Source organism: Hydrogenovibrio marinus (assembly GCF_013340845.1).
GTDB classification, from domain to species: domain Bacteria; phylum Pseudomonadota; class Gammaproteobacteria; order Thiomicrospirales; family Thiomicrospiraceae; genus Hydrogenovibrio; species Hydrogenovibrio marinus.
On record NZ_AP020335.1, the window covers coordinates 1,014,389 to 1,034,435 of the forward strand.

The following is a 20,047-nucleotide window of genomic DNA, read 5'->3' on the forward strand; positions in this document are numbered from 1 at the left end:
GCCAGGTTGGGGCATGGAAAAGATAGGTTTTACTACCTATTCTTAGGCTTGTCTTCATTTTTTTGTCATAAAATTCGCCTCAAATATCACGGCATAAATGTTTATAATTGATGCCTGTTAAATGAGAATCAACACGCAAAATAGAAGACGGAATAAAGGACTCATTACGAATGATTGAAACGGATCGAATTGTCGGAGGTCAAGCTCAAGAAGAAGACATGTATGTGTCTCCAAGTGTCCGTCCTCAAATCATCTCCGACTATATCGGCCAGCAAGCTGTTCGTGACCAGCTTCAACTGTCTATTTCTGCGGCAAAGATGCGCGGCGAACACTTGGATCACGTGCTACTTTATGGTCCGCCAGGGCTAGGAAAAACAACACTTTCGCATATCATCGCTCAGGAAATGGGGGTGACACTGCGTCAAACTTCAGGTCCTGTCATTGAAAAGCCGGGTGACTTGGCAGCAATCTTAACGCGCTTAGAGCCGCATGATGTATTGTTCGTGGATGAAATCCACCGCCTGAGCCCGATTGTTGAAGAAGTGCTTTATCCTGCGATGGAAGATTTTCAGATCGATATCGTCATCGGCGACGGCCCCGCTGCGCAAAGCGTCAAAATTGATATTCCCCCTTTTACCTTAGTTGGTGCCACCACGCGTGCAGGGTTGCTGACGTCTCCGCTGAGAGACCGCTTCGGTATCGTACAACGTTTGGAATTTTATTCGGTGGAGGAGTTGTCTCAAATCATCCGCCGCTCTGCGAATATCTTAGGGATTGAATCCGATGATAGAGGGGCAATTGAAATCGCCAAGCGTTCCAGAGGAACACCTCGTATCGCCAACCGTTTGTTGCGCCGTGTGCGTGATTACGCGCAGGTGAAGGGCAATGGTATTGTTACCGCAGAAATCGCCGATGCCGCATTGAATCTGCTCGAAGTCGATCCATTAGGATTGGATAAGATGGATCGCCGTCTTTTGGAATTGTTGATTCATAAGTTTGAAGGGCGCCCGGTGGGTATTGACAGTATCTCGACGGCGTTGGGAGAAGAGCGTGGCACCATCGAAGACGTGATAGAACCGTTTTTGGTTCAGCATGGTTTTTTAGTGAGAACACCGCGCGGTCGTGTCGTCACAGGTCATGCTTATACCCACTTGGGGTTAGAAAACCCGGAAAAAGAATTGTTTGAGTAAAGCATTATTCGAAACGCATTAGTTTGAAAAAGGATTGGATTGAATGAGTGATAGTTTGTCTTTAACAGAATTGGTTTTTAATGCCAGCCCGGTTGTACAAGGTGTCATGGCATTGTTGCTGGCGATGTCGATTATGTCTTGGGCGATTATCTTTGCGAAATCTTTTCAGTTGAAAAAAGCCAGAGAAGCCGCTAACGAATTTGATGAATTGTTTTGGAATACACCAGAACTTTCAACACTTTATACCCAGTTGAATAACGGTGAAGTGCCGATGACAGGTTCTTCATTGATTTTCGATGCCGGGTTTAAAGAGTTTGTACGTCTTAAGAAGCAAGGTGTTACCGATACTTCAGATTTGGTGACAGGAACACAGCGTGTGATGAAAGTCGCTTTTACCAAGCAGGCTGAGATTTTGGAAAACCGCATTGCGTCTTTGGCAACGGTAGGGTCTTCTTCACCTTATATCGGGCTTTTCGGAACAGTATGGGGGGTTATGCATGCATTCTCTTCACTGGGTGATGTACAAAACGCCACACTTTCAACTGTTGCACCTGGGATTTCCGAGGCGTTGATTGCGACGGCAATCGGTTTGTTTGCCGCGATTCCAGCATCGGTCGCTTTTAACCGTTTGACAGTCAAAGCGGATAAGTTGATCACGCAATATGAAAACTTTGCCGAAGGGTTCTTGACGATTATCCAACGTCAGGCACATATGGCTGAACACGCAAAAGACAAGGAATAACGGAGTTATTATGTCAATGCGTTCAAGTCTAAGGGGTGGTCACCGTAAAAAATTGATGTCAGAGATGAATGTCGTGCCTTATATCGACGTGACACTGATTCTGCTGATTATTTTTATGATTACAGCGCCAATCGTACAGCAAGCGGTGACGGTGGATTTGCCACAGACACCGAAGATCGTCAACAAAAGCAAAAACAAAGTTTCCAATCAGGTGCCTTTTGTCATTACTGTGACCAAAGAAGGGTATTACAAAACCTCGGATGACACGAAAACGCTTTTGAGTTTTGATGAGATTGCAGCACAAATCGTGGCACGATCACAGTTGCACCCAGACCAACTATTTACCATTCAAGGTGACAAGTTAACGCCATACCAAAACGTTATGCGATTGTTCGTGACGTTGAAAGCTAACGGTGTTGATAAGGTTTCCTTGGTGACGCAACCTGAACAATAATTGTGTATAGGTTTCAGAAAACAGCATTATGATTCGATTTATTTCACGACACCCTGTAGCGTTTGCATTGGCGATACTGCTACATATCATTATTTTGCTAGGACTTTCCTATCAAAACTTCATGACTCCCGATGACAACACCATCAAGGTGACTTTGACGTCTCCTGATGAAAATGCGGTAGACCAAAAAAACACGGTTGAAAAAATGCAGCCGATGAAAACAACCTTGTTAGATGCGAAAACCGTACAGGCAGCTTTGGACAAGGTCAAACAGCAGGAAGCTGATAAGAAACGCCAGCAGCAAGAGTTGGCAGCGCAAACAAAAGAAGAAAAACGCCGTATTGCGTTGTTGCAACAACAGAAAGATGCCGAGCGTAAGAAGATAGAGCAGGCCAAACTTCAAGCTGAAGCTGAGAAGCGTAAAGCGGAAGAAGCGGCTAAGTTGGCTGAAATCCAAAAACAAAAGGTCGAGGCGGAAAAGCAACGAGCCATTGCTGAAGCGGAAAAAGCTGACAAAGCCAAGCAACAAGCAATGCTGGCGGAAAAACAACGTCAGGAAGCCGCGAAGCTTGTCGCTCAAGCAGAGTCTCAAAAAGCAGCGCTACAAGAGCAAATCAAGAAACATTCGGAAGAGAAAAAACTGCTGGAACAAGAAGCTTTGAAAGCGCGTTTGCAAAAAGAGCAGGAAGAGCAGGAAGCACAAATTCAGCAGCAGATCGCTGCTGAAGAATCCAAAAAACGTGAGCAAGCCAAAGCCAAGGAATTGCAAAACTTGAAAGAGGTTTATGTTAATTCCATTGCTTCAAATGTAAGGCAAAAATGGCGCACTGCTGCCAGAATTTCCGATAAGGCAGAATGTGTTATCAGCATTACTCAAACGCCTAACGGCATGGTCAGTAGTGTAAAAGTCGACCACTGTAATCAGTTTGCAAATGCGCAGTTCAGAAAGGATGCTGAAAGTGCTGTGTTGCGTTCACAACCTTTGCCGCAGCCTCCTGTGAAAGAAGTGTTTGACCGAAACATTCAGTTTAAATTCAAACCCTAAAATCTGTTAAGAACCATTATCAGAACAGTTTAAGAGAGTGTTATGTCCTTGTACCGCATAAATCGTCAATATCGTTTCATTACATTTGCATTTTTATTCGCTTGGTTTTCCATCGCCAGAGCGGATTTGACAATCGAAATCGACCATAGCTCCGACAACGCGGCGCCGATTGCGATAGTGCCTTTCGAATGGAATGATCCGAATGATGCGCCACCTCAAAATTTGGCTCAGATTATTGGTTCTGACCTTTATCGAAGTGGGAAGTTTCGTCCGATTGACGATGCAAAACTGCCAGCGAGACCTTCAAAGCTGGAAGATATCAATTACCCGGATTGGCGAGCATTGGGTGCGGACAATATGTTGATTGGCAGCATCAAGAAAAACGCACAAGGGAACTATGACATTGAAATGCGTTTTGTCGATATCCTGCGTCAAGAACAGGTGATTGGTAAAAAGTGGACGAATATCCCGGCAAGATTATTGCGCCAGGTAGCACACGTAATCAGCGACATGTTGTACAAAGAATTGACCGGTATTCGTGGTGCTTATAACACCAAGATCGCTTATGTCACGCTTAGAAAAGTTGATGGCAAAAAACAGTATAGTTTGGAAATTGCCGACTCTGATGGCTACAACGCACAACCGATTTTGAAATCTTCAGAACCAATTATGTCACCAAGTTGGTCGCCTGACGGCAAGAAACTCGCCTATGTTTCCTTTGAAAACGGACGTTCTGAAATTGTTTTACAGAGCTTAGACGGCAAGATGCGTAAGATTATCGCGCAGTTCAAAGGGATTAATGGAGCGCCAGCTTGGTCACCAGATGGCAAACAATTGGCTTTGACGTTATCCAAAGACGGCTCTGCGGATATTTATGTCATGAATATGCAAACCGGCAAGCTAAGACGACTTACACGCAATTTGGCCATCGAAACAGAATCAGCTTGGGCTCCGAATGGTCACTCATTGTTCTTTAACTCGGATCGCAGAGGCAAGCCGCAAATTTTCCAAGTGTTCTTGGATACTGGTGAGATTCGCCGAATTTCTTTTGTCGGTAGTTATAACGCCAACCCTGCGGCTTCACCGGATGGACGTTATGTTGCCATGGTTAATGGCGGTAATAGTGATACCAATGGTTTTAAAATAGGTTTGTTGGATCTTTACACCAATGATTTCCGTGTGATCACCAAAACGTATCTGGATGAGTCGCCAAGTTTTTCACCGAATGGTGAAATGATTCTTTATGCGATGAATAAAAACGACAAGGCTCGCCTAGCGGTCGTTTCCATTGATAACAGTGTGACGCAGGTGTTGAGCGTCAAAGATGGAGAAGTAAGAGCGCCTTCATGGGGGCCTTACCTCGATAGCGAATAGCAACGAATAACCGCCGACAATTTGTCGAAGAAGATGAAACGGGAGAAGAGTATGCAAACACAAATGATGACAAAAATTTTTGGAGCGAAATCCGCCAGTAAAACCTTGATGGCAATTGGTGCTTTATCCATTTTCTCGGTCATGTCTTTAAGTGGTTGTAGCACCCTGCCTAAAAAGTCGTCGGGTGCAGGCGATGACACCGCAGCTTCTCAAGAGGAAGGTGGCGCGGCAGGTTCTTCAGCTGCTGATGAAAAGAAAGGCGTTGAAGTAATTGGGGCCAGTGGTGCGAACGGTCTGAACGGCCAAGATATCAACGGCTCAAACCTGAACGGTGAACAAGCAGGTCAAAATGGCGCGGAGCAAGAAAAGGTTTACGAGCCAATCATCTATTTCGGTTACGACCAGTCTGAAGTGGATGACAAAGGAGTTGATATCGCCAAGTACTATGCAAAAATTTTGGTGGATAACCCGCAAGAATCTGTAAAATTAATCGGTAATACCGACGAGCGTGGTACACCGGGGTATAACCTTGCATTAGGTGAAAAACGCGCCAAAGCGGTGGCTCAAGTCATGATGCTTTATGGGGTATCTCAGGCGCAAATTGATGTGGTCTCCATGGGTGAAGAACAACCGGCAGTAGATGGTCATACTGAAGCCGCATGGGAAAAAAACCGCCGCGTTCAGATTGAAATCAAACAATAAACGTTAATCGTTTTGACAGCAGGATAGGAACAGAATGATGGGTAAAAAAGGGAATGCTTTAGTCTTAAGTGGTTTAGGGGTTGTACTGCTTTCTCTGTTTTCCGTACAAGCCTTCGCCAAGGAACAATCTCTTGAGGATCGTGTTGCGCGTTTGGAGCGTATGGCGAATAACCCGGTTCTGATTCAACTCAGTCGTCAACTTGGTGAGCAAGAGCGTGAAATTCAGGATTTGCATGATCTGATTGATCGTATGAATTATAAAATGGATCAGCTCACCAAAAAACAGGATGAACGTTATAAAGAAACGGATGACCGGTTGAGTAAATTGGAGTCAACCGCTCAGCAGCAGGCTCAAGGTACTCAAGCAGATAGCGACGAAGACGTTGGCGCAGATGTGGGCACAGGCGCTGCGGCTAGCCAACCACAAACTGCGGCGTCAACGACTGCGCCTGCTGCTACCGGTGCTAAACCAACCGCGAAAGTGGTAGCACCGGTTGCTGTGGCAAAAACGACCTCTTCTAAGGACGCTAAGCCAGTGGCTGAGGCGACTAAAAAAGCTTCTGATGATACTGCTAAACCGATTGTGACACATGCGGCAACCAAAGCGGAAAATGCGGCTTACCAAGATGCATTTGCCATGATTAAATCCTCCCAATACAAAGGGGCGGCGAAAGCATTTGCGGACTTCCGTAGCAAATATCCAAAAAGTGTCTTGGCCAGTAATGCATCCTATTGGGCAGCGGAATCTTATCTGGTGTTGGAGCAAAACGATAACGCAATCAAAGCATTCCAAGATGTGACGGCAAGTTATCCTGATTCTTCAAAGGCACCTGCGGCACTATTGCGATTGGGGGATACTTATGCCAACCAATCCAAGCCAGCAGATGCAAAAGCGGCTTATCAACAACTGGTCAAGCAATACCCTAAGTCAAAAATGGCGGCAAAAGCGAAAAAACGCTTAGAGACGCTTGGCAAATAAATACATAACAAATTCTACAGATTTAAACATGGAACCAACTACACTCAACAAACGCGCTGTTGTTTTATTATCCGGCGGTCTTGATTCAACCACTGTTCTGGCCATTGCTCAATCACAGGGCTATGAATGTCATGCTTTGAGTTTTGATTATGGTCAGCGCCATCAGGTGGAGCTACAAGCTGCCGCTCGCATTGCCGAGGCGTGTCAGGTGGCTTCGCATCGTGTCATGCAAATGAATATGAACGCGATAGGGGGCTCAGCACTGACCGATAACAATATTGATGTACCAACAGGTGGTGTTGAAGAAAACACCATTCCTGTGACCTATGTACCGGCGCGTAATACCATTTTCCTATCCTATGCACTCGGGTTGGCGGAAGTTATTGACGCCGACACCATCTTTATCGGCGTGAATGCGGTGGATTATTCTGGTTATCCGGATTGTCGCCCCGAATACATCGAAGCCTTTGAGAAGATGGCAAATCTGGCGACCAAGAAAGGGGTAGAAGGACACAAGATTCATATCGAAACGCCATTGATTTCCATGACTAAAGCCGAAATCATTCAAACCGGTGCTTCGCTAGGTGTGGATTATGGCTTAACCGTCTCATGCTACCAAGCGAATGATAAGGGCGAAGCTTGCGGTGTTTGTGACTCTTGCCGTCTAAGAAAACAAGGCTTTTCAGACGCTGGTGTAGCAGACCCGACACAGTATTATTCCGCTTAATAATCTGTTGCTCAGATGTTTGCGGATTTTGTCTGAAACAGACAAGCCTTTGATTTCACATTGAATCACAAAAAGATTGTCAAAAGATGGCTAAAATGTCTTGCCAATTCGTTTTCAGCTTGTATAATACGCCCCATTCCAGAGAGGGTCGTTAGCTCAGCTGGTAGAGCAGTTGGCTTTTAACCAATTGGTCGCGCGTTCGAATCGCGCACGACCCACCATTCGCCTGGAATCACACTTTCTTTATGCTCTCGCATAATTTCAAAATGGGTCGTTAGCTCAGCTGGTAGAGCAGTTGGCTTTTAACCAATTGGTCGCGCGTTCGAATCGCGCACGACCCACCATTTACTCTCCCAAACTTCTAATATTTCACAAGTTGCTTAACCGCAAAGATTTGCCTGTGTTTGATGCAAAAAAATCTACCAGGTTGGGTAAGTAATCAGCCACCCAACCTGGCAGATTTTAAGAGAAAATTAAAGCGTGTTTTGAATTTCTCTTAAGATTGGAACATCAAGCTTTGCTTTATCAGCAAAGCCTAATGCACGCTTCAAGCGTGCTGGAGCAGAGCGACCCATGCAGCCATGTTGTGGGTCACCTTCAAATGCTTCCAGCATACCTTCAATTAATGGTTCTCTTGGTTGTTTAGATTGGGTTAGGGTGTCTTGGATATCTAAAACGTCTTGCGCAACTGAATTCATGACGTCGGCATGGTTTTCGGCCAATTCAGAAACATTCCCTCCAACTTTCAAACCAGCAATATTGGTTGTCAGAATATACAGGTTTTTTCGAACCAATTCGTACAGTAATTCTTCTTCAGAGTCGAGTTGCACACAAGGTAGATCCAAGGTTGCCAGAGCATCAAACACCAGTTTGGCATGTTGACCAAACACTGGAGACGGCAGCACGACTTTGCTGTCCATGCCTTTTTTCTTTTCAAACCAAACGGAAATAACCGTTGGGTTTTTGATGTTGGTTGCTTCCCAGTCACGAGGCAAAAGTTCATTTTGTAGCAGGATGGTTTTTTCCTGCCATTGTGCTGGACAGTCCGTCAATGTTTGATGAATGTCGGCTTCACCGACAGCAATTAAAACCGCGACAGGATTGGGGATGCTTTCAGCAATGTCTTGCATGGATTGTTGACGGTTAACGGCTTGCACCGGGTAACCCAGTTTTAGAAACCCGCGAGCGAAGACGCTCCCTAGCTCTCCCATACCGACAACAATGATTGGATTTTGCATAAATGCCCCTTTTTTGAATAACTTTGTTTTAAAATAGTGCATAGTGTTTAAACTTCCCGTATTACCGCTGATTGTGGCGGTTGCATATTGGTTCGGGAAATCGTCATAATTTGGGAAAGGATATTACCAATGAATGCCCAAAAAGCAAAATTTACATGGCATTATTATTTGATGGCTTTTGGCGCGCTAATGGCGATGCTGGCAGCTACCTTGTCCGCTTGGGGTGGCGTTGTTAGTGCATTGGGGTTTGCAGTTATTTCGCATCCTGCCATTCGCTTTGCAGGCGTAGGACGATTTGTTTTTTTGATCATATTCGCGGTGCTGTACGTGTTTGCCTTTCCTGACCCTTCGGTGGTGAAATCCATGATGGCAAGCGATGTGGCGCATTCCTAGCTTATGCTGTTATTTGGTAGGAGATTGCTTTGACCAGCAAAGCCTTTGAAGATTACTTGAAAATCATTTATAAGCTAGAAGAATCCTTACCGGAAAACGCCGACAAGGGGGTTAGCACGACGGCCATCGCCGAGCGTTTGGCAATTTCTAAAGCCTCCGTTTCCAATATGTTGAAGAAGCTCGCGGATAAAGCGCTTATTCGCTATGAGCCTTATTATGGCGTGATGCTGACGGAAGAAGGCAATAAGATCGCGCTGAATATGATTCGTAAACACCGGATATTGGAACAATATTTGGTGGAAAAGCTTGGTTACTCCTGGGATGAGGTTGATGCGGAAGCAGAAGTGCTTGAACATGCAGTCTCTAACCGTCTAACAAACCGCATGTGGGATGCGTTGGGGAGGCCGACCCGAGATCCTCATGGTTCACCAATCCCAAATGAAGAGGGAAAAATGTCCGGCGAAAGCGGTGAAAGTTTGTCTGAGGTAACGGTTGGGGAGTTGAAGACTGTGGTGCGTATTCAAAACCGAACCCCTGAAGAATTAAGATATCTGTCTTCCATTGGGTTGACTCGCAATGCAAAGGTCAAAGTACACGAAAAAGCGCCATTCGACGGTCCACTTTCGATAGAAGTGGAAAACGATTCCCATGCATTGGATTTTCGTTTGGCGCAGTCAATTTTTGTACGCTGATGTTTAGGAGTGATGTGCTTTGAACTTTAACAAGATTGAGCAAAATGTTTCGGAATCGGAAATACTCTCCGGTTTGACGACCGCGGTGGTATGGATTGATAAAAACGAAAACATCGGTTTTATCAATCTTGCGGCGGCAGAATTACTGCAATTGAGTCAGTATCGAGTTATCGGTGTAAACTGGCGTTATATTTTGCCGAAACTATTGGATGATATCCATGCTTGTGGAACAGGACGATTAACCATTCATGAATATAGTATTCGCTTGCCGGATGGGCAGAAATCGCATGTGACCTGTACTATTTCCTACTATGAGATGGATAATGAAGATGGTTGGCTGATCGAACTTTACGATACTGAGCGTCATCATCGTATTGCGGAAGAAGACGAACGTTGGCATCAATATGAAGCTGGAAACCTGTTGGTTAGAACGCTGGCTCACGAAATTAAGAACCCTTTAGCGGGTATTTATGGCTCGACACAGTTATTGAGAAAGCGTTTTCCAGACAATGAAAAAGCCGAAAAGTTTTTGGATGTTATTTCCAATGAAGTGAATCGCCTGAAAAGCTTAGTGGATAGGATGCTTGGGCCAAAAGGCAATGATGAACAAGAACCTCACAATATTCACGAATTGATTGCTTATGTGTTGGAAGTGATCAATGGCGAAAAGCCAGAAAACGTTGCTGTTAAACTTGATTATGACCCGAGTATCCCAGAGATTTCAATGGATTTCGGTGCCATGGTTCAAGCACTGTTGAATTTGGTCAAAAACGGTATTCAAGCTATGGAAGATCATGGCGGGTTGTTGACCATTAGAACACGCGTTGAGTCGAAATTTACCTTGGGAACCAAAACCTACCCATTGGTAGCGGTAATCAGTGTGATTGATGAAGGAGTCGGAATTGATCCTGAAGTCTTTGATGCGATTTTCTACCCAATGGTTAGCAGTAAAAAAGAGGGGACGGGGCTAGGTTTGCCGGTCTCTCAGAATATCGTACGTCAGCATGGTGGTTTGATCGTTGCGCAGAGCGAACCAGGAAATACTGTTTTTAATATTTACTTGCCTTTCGATCATAATAGAGAAGAAGCACAAAAAATTAGTCATCAGGAAAAACTATGAATCATCAAAATACGTCTGAATTTCAAGAACCCGTTGTTTGGATTGTTGATGATGACGCATCAATTCGTTGGGTGTTGAATGAAGCTCTGGAAGATCGATCTTATGAGGTTCATGCATTTGAGTCTCCTCTGGAAGCACTGAAAAATATCGACAAAGCACCGCCGACAGTCGTTATCTCGGATGTCCGTATGCCGGAAATGAGTGGTTTGGAGTTCATGGAAGAGATTCATCAGATTGATAAGTCAATTCCTGTGATTATCATGACCGCTCATGCTGACTTGAATACTGCAGTACGCTCTTTGCAAAGCAGTGCTTTTGAATATTTGCCGAAACCATTTGAGATTGATGATGCCTTAACGGTTATTGACCGCGCGATTAAACGCCATTTATCGGGTGGCAAGAAACCAAGAAAAACGAAAACGACGAAACAGCCTTTGAACATCATTGGTTCTGCACCATCGATGCAGGAAGTATTTCGTATTTTGGGGCGTGTATCCCAATTGGATGTAACCGTTTTAATCAACGGCGAAACCGGTACGGGGAAAGAGTTGGTTGCAAGAGCGTTGTATGAATTGAGTAGTCGGGCGAACCAACCTTTTGTTGCCATCAATACTGCGGCGATTCCTCGTGATTTGCTGGAGTCTGAACTTTTCGGTCATGAAAAAGGTGCTTTTACGGGGGCTTTGACACAACGTGTAGGGCGTTTTGAGGAAGCGAATGGCGGTACGCTGTTCTTGGATGAAATCGGTGATATGCCGGTAGATTTACAAACGCGTCTATTGCGTGTTTTAAATGATGGAACTTTCTATCGCGTCGGCGGCAAAACACCAATCAAAACTGATGTGCGTATTATCGCAGCGACTCACCAAAACATGCGCGAGCTTGTGAAACAAGGGCGCTTCCGTGAAGATTTGCTTTATCGTTTGAACGTTATTCGCATAAAAGTTCCGGCATTGCGCGAGCGTCGAGAAGATATTATTCCTATCTTGCGTTATTACCTATCTGAAGAGGCCAAAACTTATGGCTTGGAAGAAAAACAACTGAGCCGTCCAGTAGAGAAATACCTTGAAGGCTTACCATGGCCGGGTAACGTACGTCAAATCCGCAGTTTGTGTACTTGGTTGACGATTATGGCACCAGATAAAACTGTGCATATGGAAGACCTGCCATTGGAGTTGAAATCCGGCACGGTCACAGAGTCTGCCTCTGGTAGCAACGGTACAGACGATTGGCAAACGCCATTACAACATTGGGCAGAAGCATTTCTGGCATCCGGTAAAAGTGGTTTACACACCGAAGCCGAACCGATGTTTGAGAAAGTGTTGATTGATGCTGCGATGCGTGCCAGCATGAATCATCGTCAGAAGGCAGCGCAATTGCTGGGTTGGGGGCGAAACACTTTGACCAGAAAGACTCAAGCATTGGAAGAGCGTGATGAATTGCCATCTTCTGATTAATGGCTAGCCGGTGTCGGCGCATACTTAAAGGTATAGTGTGTTAAAAGCGCTGTTTCAATTCTTTACCACCCCATATTTTGTCCCTTGGGTTCGAAAAATGGGGTTTCTCTACGAAGCCATTGCCATGGATGGACGCTACCATCGGTGCAAGCATCAATGGCAATCGCATTTCGAATATTGCCAGCAGGCGATTTTAAAAGCCGTCGTCAAGTGCGAACAAAAACGCAGCATTCTTATCTTGGGGGCAGGTTCGCTTAAAGATATCCCTCTGTCAACGCTATCGGAGCAATTTGAGCAGGTTTACCTTGTTGATCTGGTGTTTCTGAGGTCGGCCAGAAAACAGGCTGCTACCTTTGAAAATGTCGTGCTCATTGAAGCGGATGTAACGGGGTGCCTTGAGCACGTTTTTCAGGGGAAAATGCATTGTGACCGATCATTGCCTTGGCTGGATAAAGTTGAGGAGATCGACTGTGTGGTTTCTCTGAATCTCACGACCCAATTACCTTTGATACCTATCAGTTGGTTGATGAAGAAGCATAACCTTCAAACCGAAGCGGCAGGAAAATTCGGCACGGAAATGGTCGAGCAGCATCTTGCCTTGCTGAATGGTTTTTCTGGCGTTAAGTGTTTGATTTCTGACCGTTGGATAACGGAGTATGATGTTTCAGGCAATCAGGTTGATGGATTTGATCCTGCATGGGATGTCCCGTTACCGGAAGCAGAAATTTCATGGGATTGGGAAGTGATTCCCCTAGCGGAATCAACCAACAGAACCTCCCAAATCAACCAAGTTGGCGCGACTATTTGGCGCTAATCCAATTATCACAGAAGCTGTGCGCTAAAGTTGATGCCGAACTGATAGTTGTTCGATGAATCATAGAATGCATTGAAGAAAATCTGACGATGCTTATCCATCTACCCCCTGAAAAACATTCGCCAATAAAAACGTAAAAAATCACATTTATTTTGATTGCTCATGATTCAAGCAGCATAAAAACCTGGAGAAAGATTTGAGATTGACGCGTTGTGACAAGGCTTTTGGAAGAAGAAAGCCAGGCGGGTTAAAGCCTGTAGAAAATATCAGGCTTTTGTATTTCTCAAAATAAAAATTATTGATTAGTTTTTTTACGGAATCGACTTAAACTGGCGCTTGATCTATATCAACTAATAATAATTATTTAATACTTCGGGAGAGAGGATAAGTGGATAAAACTTCATGGCTCAATTTGCCAAGTTTGTCGTTTCCTGTAAAAACATTGTTTACAGGGTATTTAATGGTCACCGGTCTAGGGTTGTTGATGGCTGGCGCACAGATCATGTTGACTCACGGTATGGCCGATGGCAAATTTGGTTTGTCGGTGAATGATATTGTTTACAGTTATTACGGAAATCAAACGGGCACCACACTGGAAGCTAAGCTGAATGGTTCGATGAAAATGAATGCACCGCCACAAGAACGTTTTACATTGATTCAGTGGGCACGTGATGGGGCGCCAAAATCAGAATGGGAACCTAAAATCAAACCGATCGTCGACCAATACTGTGCAAAGTGTCACGGTAAGTTAGCGGGCATTCCTGATCTTCCGAAGTATGATGTTATCAAGCTCTTTGCCAAAGTGGATCATGGTGCAACTGAAGCGTCCATGGTTCGCGTTGCACATATTCACTTATTTGGGATTTCATTTATTTTCTTCTTTGTGGGACTGATTTTTTCCATGACTGTCGGCTGGAACCGTTGGGTGAAAGGCACGCTTGTCTTCATTCCATTTGCCTTCTTGGTGGTGGATGTGGCGTCTTGGTGGCTAACTAAGTGGAACCCTGAATTCGCATGGTTTGTCATCATTGGCGGTTTTGGCTACAGTTTGGCTTCAACCATTATGATTTTCACTTCTTTGTATCAGATGTGGATTATGCCTTGGCGAGGAAAGTCCTCGGATGAAAATACTTGGCATGTCGATGCAGCCTAGTTGCCAATAAGTTCTTAAAATCTGCCAGGTTGGGTAGGTGAATCTGTTTGCCCCCAACCTGGTAGATTTTCATTATTTTTCTTTCTCTCCCGCATTTTTTCATAGCTTTTTTTTAAGCATTTCCAGTAAACTTTGCACATTCTGATCCTGGCCCAATTTCTTTCTGGGTGTACTTTCCGTGTGAGGTGTTGAATGCATTTCGTTTTTGCCAAAACTTCTTGGGTTTATAAAGTTTTTCCTTATTTTAAGTGGACGGTTTATGCGTTGCTGTCGATTAACGTTTACCTGTTTTTCACGGAGCAAACTTTGGTTGAAGGAATCGACTCCTTGGCATGGGTGGTCTTGCTACTATTGTTCGAGTGGGAAACCTCTCAATTGGGCAAGCCAGCGCTGTCTAAGTGGAAGAAGTATGGCATTCACCTAGTCAGGTTAGTTGCTTATGTGTTTGTGGTGGCTTCTGCTATCGAGTACAGCACGGCAAGCTATATCGCTGAAAATGGCCGCCTGGATATGTACAACAGTTGGATATGGTTAGGCGTGGTGATCGCGTTGGAATATGACGTGTATTTCCCAGGGTATTACCGTAAGTGGGAATGGTGGCTGAGAAATGCCTTGAAGATTGTTATGTATGCAGCGTTGATTGTGATTGCATTGCTGTGGGGGATGGAGAATTACGAAGGCGCATGGCTGGATTTTTATGATGCGCTATTGTGGATACTGTGCTTTTTTGCGATTGAGTTAAATGTGTTTCGATTTGAAGAGGAAATACCTTTTCAAGAAGAAGTGGAGGCTAACCCTGAGTTGGCAAAAGCGTTTGATGAGATGGTTCATTAGAAGTTATGAGCAAAAAATACATAAACAAAAAAGCCCGCTTAGGCGGGCTTTTTTACAGGTTTTGATTGCGAATTAAAGCGCTTCAGGACCTGTTTCACCAGTACGGATACGGATGGTTTGTTCAATAGGTGTAACGAAGATTTTACCATCACCGATCTTACCAGTTTGTGCAGTGGTTGTAATCGCTTCGATAACTTGATCGACCTTGTCTTCTGCAATGGCGATTTCCAATTTTAGTTTAGGAAGGAAATCAACAACGTACTCCGCACCACGATACATTTCAGTGTGACCTTTTTGACGACCATAGCCTTTGACGTCAATCACCGTCATGCCATGTACGCCAATGTCGTGTAGTGCTTCACGGACATCGTCTAATTTGAAAGGTTTGATAATCGCAGTTACCATTTTCATCATGCTGAATCCTTTTGAGTAAATTTCGGTTTCAAGACTTTTGTCATATTTTCTTAAAAGTTCGGTTTTGCATAGTTTGCCAGATGTTGACCCATTTTAACAGGCGTATTTTCTGGAATTTTGCCCAGATCCGGCATTTGCCCTTCGGTTGTGAGTAAAACAACGGTAGAACCCATGTTAAAACGGCCGATTTCATCACCTTTGGCAAAGGAAAGTAATTGATCCGAATAATCCCAATGCTCAATGGTTGGACGATAATCCGGTGTAATTTTTCCTTGCCACACGGTTTCCATGCTGCCAACGAAAATTGCGCCTACCATGATTAGGCAGAAAGCCCCATTTTCATTTTCAAAGCGCAGTACCAAACGTTCATTTCTGGCAAACAAACCTTCAACCGTACGAACGGTAGATGGGTTAACGGCAAACAGGTCGCCCGGTACATAGGTCATTGATTGTAATGTTGCATTGGTCGGGCAGTGAATACGGTGATAGTCTTTAGGCGAAAGGTAGATAACCGCAGAATCTCCATTTTGGAATTGTTTGGCGTATTCGATATCGCCACCCACTAAAGCTTCCAAGGTGTATTCGTGGCATTTTGCCTGTACCAAACGGTTGCCGTTGATTGGCATGGATTGGCTGACAACGCCATCCACTGGACTACACCAAGCATCTGGCGTGCTGTCGATCGGGCGCGCACCAGGTTGCAAAGCACGGGTGAAAAATGCGTTGAAGTTGGCGTAGTAGTCCAAATCTTCATACTCGGCTTCTTCGACATTGATATCAAATGCCTTAATCATCAATTTGGTGGTGGTGTTTTTCACCCACGGTTGCTCAATTCGCATGAACCAATGCATGGCCTTGGAAGCAAGGTGTTGCGGCAAAATGTATTGCGGCGAGACTTTAATAAAATCAATCAAACTCATTCTGTAATCTTTGTTGGTAATCCCGGTGAATCATTCCAGGTAATTGAGAAAATAAACCGATTTTAATGTATAATTCGCGCGTTTAACAGAACTATATATTTCGCAGGGATTTCAAAGGAAAACAAAATGTCGCAAGTTAAAAAAGTCGTTTTAGCTTATTCAGGTGGTTTGGATACTTCAATTATCGCCAAGTGGTTGCAAGAAGAATATCAGTGTGAGGTTGTTACCTTCACCGCGGATATTGGGCAAGGTGAAGAAGTGGAGCCAGCACGTGCAAAAGCTGAAGCGATGGGAATCAAGGAAATCTACATTGAAGATTTGCGTGAAGAGTTTGCCCGTGACTTTGTTTTCCCTATGATGCGCGCCAATGCCATTTACGAAGGTGAGTACCGTTTAGGAACGTCTATCGCACGTCCATTGATTTCAAAACGTTTGGTTGAAATCGCAAGAGAAACCGGCGCGGATGCGATTTCTCATGGGGCGACAGGTAAAGGAAATGACCAAGTTCGTTTTGAGTTGAATGCCTATGCTTTGATGCCAGATGTAAAAGTGATTGCGCCTTGGCGTGAGTGGGATTTGTTGTCGCGTGAAAAATTGATGGCTTATGCTGAAGAGCACAACATTTCCATTGAGAAGAAAAAAGGTAAGAAATCACCTTATTCAATGGATGCCAACTTGCTACACATTTCTTATGAAGGCGGCATTATCGAAAACCCTGAAAATGAACCTGAAGAAGATATGTGGTTGTGGACGGTTTCTCCTGAGAACGCACCGGATGAAGCAACCTATCTAACCATCGGGTTTGAGAAAGGTGACATCGTTTCAATCAATGGTGAAAAAATGTCACCTGCGACGGTGATGGAATATTTGAATCAAGTTGGCGGTGCAAATGGTATCGGTCGTGATGATATCGTTGAAAACCGTTTTGTTGGGATGAAGGCGCGTGGATGTTATGAAACACCAGCTGGAACCATCATGCTAAAAGCGCACCGTGCGATGGAGTCTTTGACTTTGGATCGTAACGCGGCACACTTGAAAGACGAGTTGATGCCTAAGTATGCGGAAATGATTTATAACGGTTTCTGGTTTACACCAGAGCGTGAAATGCTTCAGGCATTGATTGATGCATCACAAAAATTTGTTACAGGCGAAGTTCGCTTGAAACTTTATAAAGGTAACGTTGTTGTGGTTGGTCGCTCATCTGAGTTCAGTTTGTTCGATGAAGCCATTGCCACTTTCGAAGAAGATGGTGGCGCTTACAACCATAAAGATGCAGAAGGGTTCATTAAGTTGAATGCACTACGTTTGAGAACGGCTGCAAAAAGACGTTTAAAATAAGTATTTAAACATGGAAAGACCGCGTGTTTATCTCATGGGATAACAGGCGGTTTTTTTATATTAAGCTTTAACAAAGGCTCTACGAATGACTCGAACCCCGACGTTTAAAGATTTGTTGAAAAACCCTGTTTTATTTCTAGGGTACGGCTTGGGCTCAGGGCTTTCACCAAAAGCGCCGGGAACGGTTGGGACATTGTTCGGTGGTTTGGTTTTTTTGCCATTAATGCTTTGGAACTCTGCTCTTGCATGGAGTTTGACCGTTACTGGGTTGTTCCTGGGTAGCTTCATTTGCGGAAAATCCGCTGACTGGTCTGGTGTTCATGATCATGGCGGAATTGTCTGGGATGAGTTTGTCGCCATTTGGCTGGTATTACTGTTTTTGCCTGAGCAAAGTTGGCAATATTGGGTATTTGCTTTTGTTGCCTTTCGCTTCTTCGATATTGTAAAACCCTGGCCTATTAGCTGGGCAGATAGAAAGGTAGCGAGCGGCCTGGGGATTATGTTGGATGACATAATCGCAGCTTGTTATAGCATAATCATTATTTGGGCAGTGTTTCACTTGTTAGCCTAGTTTTTTACAGGCGGATAAGGGATAATTTTGTAAATAATCAAAGCATTAAAAATTAAAGAAAAAAATAAAAATTAGGTTGGAGACGTAAAATGTTTATTTCGTGTGAAGACGCCAAACGACTCATTAAAGAAAAGAGTGCACAATTTGTTGATGTAAGAACACCAGAAGAGTTTTCCATGAGCAAACTGCCTGGTGCGGTCAATATTCCTTTGCAGGACATTGATCAAGTTGGTGACAGTATGTTAGATAAGGATATCCCGGTTATTGTATTTTGCCGTTCTGGGCAACGTTCACACATGGCAATGCAGATTTTGTTGTCACTAGGGTTTGATGAAGTCTATAACATGGGGCCTTACCAATCTTGGTATCAATGTCCTGATATGTAAGAACAGGTTCTGTAAAGCTTGTTTGCAATGATGTGACAAGTTAATATTGTTGAAAAAAGTACCTTAGGGTACTTTTTTTTTAAGAGCGAAAATTGTTCGGAGAAAAGTATGAAAATCGCATTACATTGGCAAATCCTGATCGCACTGATGCTTGCCGCACTGATGGGCAGTTGGGCAGGAACAGATAAAGCGATTTTTGGTGTGCTGTGGTTATCGGTTTTTACTTTTATCGGAACTTTGTTCTTGAATGCATTGAAGATGATTGTGGTGCCTTTGGTGGTGTCTGCGATTATCACCGGTGTGGCAAACATCGGTTCACAAGGTGGTTTTGGACGATTGGGTGCAAAAACTGTTGGTTATTATCTCATGACATCATCCATAGCCATTATTGTGGGGCTGACGTTGGTGAATGTAATTCATCCGGGCGTTTCTGGAAATGGTGTTCCCGTTCTTCATACCGATGCAGAGGTTATGCAGGCCGTTCAAGGCAAATCCGCAGGCGACATTGTTGAGGTCTTTTTGCGAATGATTCCCGTAAATGTCGTCAATGCTGCGGCAACAGGGCAAATGCTTGGCTTGATCTTTTTCAGTTTGTTGTTCGGCTATTTTATGACGCGAATCCAGTCCGACTTTAAGCAAACCTTGTCACAATTCTGGAATGGTGTATTTGAAGTGATGATGTTGATTACCCAGTGGGTAATGAAATTCGCGCCTATTGGGGTGTTTGGTTTGGTAGCGGCCTCTATCGCGAAAACCGGGTTCGATCAATTTGAAAACCTCGCTATGTTCTTCCTAACGGTTACTTTGGCACTCGGTGTGCACTTGTTTGTGGTGATGCCAATTTTGTTGAAAACCATCGGTAAAGTGCAGAATCCTTGGTTGCATTATCAAGCCATGGCGCCGGTGTTGTTGACGGCGTTTTCAACCAGCTCGTCTTCATCGACCTTGCCAGTGACGATTGAGTCCGTCGAGAAACGTGCTGGGGTTTCCAACCGGATTTCGAGTTTTGTCTTGCCGTTGGGCGCAACAGTGAATATGGATGGCACGGCGCTCTATGAGTGTGTTGCGGCTATCTTTATCGCACAGATGTTTGGTATCAGTTTGGATTGGTCGACACAGTTATTGATTGTGATCGTCGCTTTGACAACCTCTATCGGCGTTGCCGGGATTCCTTCTGCAAGCTTGGTGGCAATCAGTATCATCCTCGTAGCGGTAGGGCTGCCGGCAGAGGCGATAGGGTTGCTGTTGGTCGTCGATCGTTTGTTGGATATGATGCGAACGGCAGTGAATGTTTTCAGTGATTCTGTTGGCGCAGTTATTATTGCGCGTACTGAAGGTGAAACAAACGTTCTGACTGAAAAGCATTTCTGATGCATCGGATGTTGATGGAAATAGTGTAAAAATCTGCCAGGTTGGGGGTGTAAGCCTCTTTAAAACGGGCTATTTTTAATGCAATTTTCCGATAAAAACTTTAAAATGATCCGCTACATTTAAATATTATAAA

At 44.3% G+C, this 20,047-nt stretch carries 22 protein-coding genes and 2 tRNA genes; 21 read left to right on the forward strand and 3 right to left on the reverse strand.

The window, feature by feature from the left end; translation table 11 throughout:
* The first annotated feature begins 170 nt into the window (after positions 1 to 170).
* The 10 genes from ruvB to HVMH_RS04825 all read left to right on the forward strand — a co-directional run bounded on the left by ruvB (position 171) and on the right by HVMH_RS04825 (position 7,557).
* The gene (ruvB, locus tag HVMH_RS04780; protein WP_029908445.1) at positions 171 to 1,190 is read left to right on the forward strand and encodes a Holliday junction branch migration DNA helicase RuvB; all 1,020 of its coding nucleotides are present in this window, start codon (positions 171 to 173) and stop codon (positions 1,188 to 1,190) included.
* A gap of 43 nt (positions 1,191 to 1,233) precedes the next feature.
* Complete coding sequence (tolQ, locus tag HVMH_RS04785; RefSeq protein ID WP_029908447.1) at positions 1,234 to 1,932, forward strand: protein TolQ; 699 nt, start codon at positions 1,234 to 1,236, stop codon at positions 1,930 to 1,932.
* A 10-nt stretch (positions 1,933 to 1,942) separates the two neighbouring features.
* Complete coding sequence (locus HVMH_RS04790; protein WP_232087819.1) at positions 1,943 to 2,386, forward strand: biopolymer transporter ExbD; 444 nt, start codon at positions 1,943 to 1,945, stop codon at positions 2,384 to 2,386.
* A 28-nt stretch (positions 2,387 to 2,414) separates the two neighbouring features.
* Positions 2,415 to 3,431, forward strand: a complete 1,017-nt coding sequence (gene tolA, locus HVMH_RS04795) for a cell envelope integrity protein TolA (RefSeq protein WP_029908451.1) — start codon at positions 2,415 to 2,417, stop codon at positions 3,429 to 3,431.
* A gap of 42 nt (positions 3,432 to 3,473) precedes the next feature.
* Complete coding sequence (tolB, locus tag HVMH_RS04800; RefSeq protein WP_051622930.1) at positions 3,474 to 4,805, forward strand: Tol-Pal system beta propeller repeat protein TolB; 1,332 nt, start codon at positions 3,474 to 3,476, stop codon at positions 4,803 to 4,805.
* A gap of 51 nt (positions 4,806 to 4,856) precedes the next feature.
* Positions 4,857 to 5,507 (forward strand): OmpA family protein, encoded by a 651-nt coding sequence (locus HVMH_RS04805; RefSeq protein WP_051622931.1) that lies wholly within the window; start codon positions 4,857 to 4,859, stop codon positions 5,505 to 5,507.
* Positions 5,508 to 5,541: 34 nt separating this feature from the next.
* A complete protein-coding gene (ybgF, locus tag HVMH_RS04810; RefSeq protein ID WP_081822673.1) occupies positions 5,542 to 6,486 on the forward strand; it encodes a tol-pal system protein YbgF in 945 nt (314 codons plus the stop codon).
* A gap of 28 nt (positions 6,487 to 6,514) precedes the next feature.
* A complete protein-coding gene (gene queC / locus HVMH_RS04815; protein ID WP_029908459.1) occupies positions 6,515 to 7,213 on the forward strand; it encodes a 7-cyano-7-deazaguanine synthase QueC in 699 nt (232 codons plus the stop codon).
* Positions 7,214 to 7,358: 145 nt separating this feature from the next.
* Positions 7,359 to 7,434, forward strand: a tRNA-Lys gene (locus tag HVMH_RS04820).
* 47 nt (positions 7,435 to 7,481) lie between these two features.
* A tRNA-Lys gene (locus HVMH_RS04825) sits at positions 7,482 to 7,557 on the forward strand.
* 129 nt (positions 7,558 to 7,686) lie between these two features.
* Here the strand turns inward: HVMH_RS04825 and HVMH_RS04830 are convergent.
* Positions 7,687 to 8,451 (reverse strand): hypothetical protein, encoded by a 765-nt coding sequence (locus HVMH_RS04830; protein WP_029908461.1) that lies wholly within the window; start codon positions 8,449 to 8,451, stop codon positions 7,687 to 7,689.
* 129 nt (positions 8,452 to 8,580) lie between these two features.
* Between HVMH_RS04830 and HVMH_RS04835 the strand changes: the two genes are divergently transcribed.
* From HVMH_RS04835 to HVMH_RS04865, 7 genes are all read left to right on the forward strand, one after another.
* Positions 8,581 to 8,844, forward strand: coding sequence for a hypothetical protein (locus HVMH_RS04835; protein WP_029908464.1), 264 nt, complete (start codon positions 8,581 to 8,583; stop codon positions 8,842 to 8,844).
* A gap of 29 nt (positions 8,845 to 8,873) precedes the next feature.
* Positions 8,874 to 9,536, forward strand: a complete 663-nt coding sequence (locus tag HVMH_RS04840) for a metal-dependent transcriptional regulator (RefSeq protein ID WP_029908466.1) — start codon at positions 8,874 to 8,876, stop codon at positions 9,534 to 9,536.
* A gap of 19 nt (positions 9,537 to 9,555) precedes the next feature.
* On the forward strand, positions 9,556 to 10,656 hold the full coding sequence (glnL, locus tag HVMH_RS04845; RefSeq protein ID WP_051622933.1) for a nitrogen regulation protein NR(II): 1,101 nt from the start codon (positions 9,556 to 9,558) through the stop codon (positions 10,654 to 10,656).
* Positions 10,653 to 12,113 carry a nitrogen regulation protein NR(I) gene (ntrC, locus tag HVMH_RS04850; RefSeq protein WP_035628784.1) on the forward strand — a complete coding sequence of 487 codons (1,461 nt, stop codon included), beginning with the start codon at positions 10,653 to 10,655 and terminating at the stop codon, positions 12,111 to 12,113. The genes glnL and ntrC overlap by 4 nt, the downstream gene beginning before the upstream one ends.
* A gap of 97 nt (positions 12,114 to 12,210) precedes the next feature.
* Positions 12,211 to 12,927 (forward strand): hypothetical protein, encoded by a 717-nt coding sequence (locus HVMH_RS04855; protein WP_155837632.1) that lies wholly within the window; start codon positions 12,211 to 12,213, stop codon positions 12,925 to 12,927.
* A 388-nt stretch (positions 12,928 to 13,315) separates the two neighbouring features.
* A complete protein-coding gene (locus tag HVMH_RS04860) occupies positions 13,316 to 14,080 on the forward strand; it encodes a hypothetical protein (RefSeq protein ID WP_029908474.1) in 765 nt (254 codons plus the stop codon).
* 192 nt (positions 14,081 to 14,272) lie between these two features.
* Positions 14,273 to 14,914, forward strand: a complete 642-nt coding sequence (locus HVMH_RS04865) for a hypothetical protein (protein ID WP_029908476.1) — start codon at positions 14,273 to 14,275, stop codon at positions 14,912 to 14,914.
* Positions 14,915 to 14,986: 72 nt separating this feature from the next.
* On the opposite strand, the gene HVMH_RS04870 is transcribed toward HVMH_RS04865, so the two are convergent.
* Together HVMH_RS04870 and asd are read right to left on the reverse strand one after the other, a co-directional pair.
* A complete protein-coding gene (locus HVMH_RS04870) occupies positions 14,987 to 15,325 on the reverse strand; it encodes a P-II family nitrogen regulator (protein WP_029908478.1) in 339 nt (112 codons plus the stop codon).
* A gap of 53 nt (positions 15,326 to 15,378) precedes the next feature.
* On the reverse strand, positions 15,379 to 16,248 hold the full coding sequence (asd, locus tag HVMH_RS04875; RefSeq protein ID WP_029908480.1) for an archaetidylserine decarboxylase: 870 nt from the start codon (positions 16,246 to 16,248) through the stop codon (positions 15,379 to 15,381).
* A gap of 126 nt (positions 16,249 to 16,374) precedes the next feature.
* Between asd and HVMH_RS04880 the strand changes: the two genes are divergently transcribed.
* The 4 genes from HVMH_RS04880 to HVMH_RS04895 all read left to right on the forward strand — a co-directional run bounded on the left by HVMH_RS04880 (position 16,375) and on the right by HVMH_RS04895 (position 19,914).
* Positions 16,375 to 17,586, forward strand: coding sequence for an argininosuccinate synthase (locus tag HVMH_RS04880; protein WP_029908482.1), 1,212 nt, complete (start codon positions 16,375 to 16,377; stop codon positions 17,584 to 17,586).
* 85 nt (positions 17,587 to 17,671) lie between these two features.
* Positions 17,672 to 18,157 (forward strand): phosphatidylglycerophosphatase A family protein, encoded by a 486-nt coding sequence (locus HVMH_RS04885; RefSeq protein WP_029908484.1) that lies wholly within the window; start codon positions 17,672 to 17,674, stop codon positions 18,155 to 18,157.
* A gap of 89 nt (positions 18,158 to 18,246) precedes the next feature.
* The gene (locus HVMH_RS04890; RefSeq protein WP_029908486.1) at positions 18,247 to 18,543 is read left to right on the forward strand and encodes a rhodanese-like domain-containing protein; all 297 of its coding nucleotides are present in this window, start codon (positions 18,247 to 18,249) and stop codon (positions 18,541 to 18,543) included.
* A 108-nt stretch (positions 18,544 to 18,651) separates the two neighbouring features.
* Complete coding sequence (locus HVMH_RS04895) at positions 18,652 to 19,914, forward strand: dicarboxylate/amino acid:cation symporter (protein ID WP_029908489.1); 1,263 nt, start codon at positions 18,652 to 18,654, stop codon at positions 19,912 to 19,914.
* Positions 19,915 to 20,047: the final 133 nt, after the last annotated feature.

What these genes read in the sequence shown, in the direction of transcription:
- ybgF (WP_081822673.1), top strand. Translation starts at nt 5,542, where the DNA reads ATGATGGGTAAAAAAGGGAATGCTTTAGTCTTAAGTGGTTTAGGGGTT.
- HVMH_RS04830 (WP_029908461.1), bottom strand. Translation starts at nt 8,451, where the DNA reads ATGCAAAATCCAATCATTGTTGTCGGTATGGGAGAGCTAGGGAGCGTC.
- HVMH_RS04790 (WP_232087819.1), top strand. Translation starts at nt 1,943, where the DNA reads ATGTCAATGCGTTCAAGTCTAAGGGGTGGTCACCGTAAAAAATTGATG.
- ruvB (WP_029908445.1), top strand. Translation starts at nt 171, where the DNA reads ATGATTGAAACGGATCGAATTGTCGGAGGTCAAGCTCAAGAAGAAGAC.
- ntrC (WP_035628784.1), top strand. Translation starts at nt 10,653, where the DNA reads ATGAATCATCAAAATACGTCTGAATTTCAAGAACCCGTTGTTTGGATT.
- HVMH_RS04890 (WP_029908486.1), top strand. Translation starts at nt 18,247, where the DNA reads ATGTTTATTTCGTGTGAAGACGCCAAACGACTCATTAAAGAAAAGAGT.
- HVMH_RS04865 (WP_029908476.1), top strand. Translation starts at nt 14,273, where the DNA reads ATGCATTTCGTTTTTGCCAAAACTTCTTGGGTTTATAAAGTTTTTCCT.
- HVMH_RS04895 (WP_029908489.1), top strand. Translation starts at nt 18,652, where the DNA reads ATGAAAATCGCATTACATTGGCAAATCCTGATCGCACTGATGCTTGCC.
- HVMH_RS04885 (WP_029908484.1), top strand. Translation starts at nt 17,672, where the DNA reads ATGACTCGAACCCCGACGTTTAAAGATTTGTTGAAAAACCCTGTTTTA.
- tolA (WP_029908451.1), top strand. Translation starts at nt 2,415, where the DNA reads ATGATTCGATTTATTTCACGACACCCTGTAGCGTTTGCATTGGCGATA.
- tolB (WP_051622930.1), top strand. Translation starts at nt 3,474, where the DNA reads ATGTCCTTGTACCGCATAAATCGTCAATATCGTTTCATTACATTTGCA.
- HVMH_RS04880 (WP_029908482.1), top strand. Translation starts at nt 16,375, where the DNA reads ATGTCGCAAGTTAAAAAAGTCGTTTTAGCTTATTCAGGTGGTTTGGAT.
- HVMH_RS04870 (WP_029908478.1), bottom strand. Translation starts at nt 15,325, where the DNA reads ATGAAAATGGTAACTGCGATTATCAAACCTTTCAAATTAGACGATGTC.
- asd (WP_029908480.1), bottom strand. Translation starts at nt 16,248, where the DNA reads ATGAGTTTGATTGATTTTATTAAAGTCTCGCCGCAATACATTTTGCCG.
- tolQ (WP_029908447.1), top strand. Translation starts at nt 1,234, where the DNA reads ATGAGTGATAGTTTGTCTTTAACAGAATTGGTTTTTAATGCCAGCCCG.
- HVMH_RS04855 (WP_155837632.1), top strand. Translation starts at nt 12,211, where the DNA reads ATGGGGTTTCTCTACGAAGCCATTGCCATGGATGGACGCTACCATCGG.
- queC (WP_029908459.1), top strand. Translation starts at nt 6,515, where the DNA reads ATGGAACCAACTACACTCAACAAACGCGCTGTTGTTTTATTATCCGGC.
- HVMH_RS04835 (WP_029908464.1), top strand. Translation starts at nt 8,581, where the DNA reads ATGAATGCCCAAAAAGCAAAATTTACATGGCATTATTATTTGATGGCT.
- HVMH_RS04805 (WP_051622931.1), top strand. Translation starts at nt 4,857, where the DNA reads ATGCAAACACAAATGATGACAAAAATTTTTGGAGCGAAATCCGCCAGT.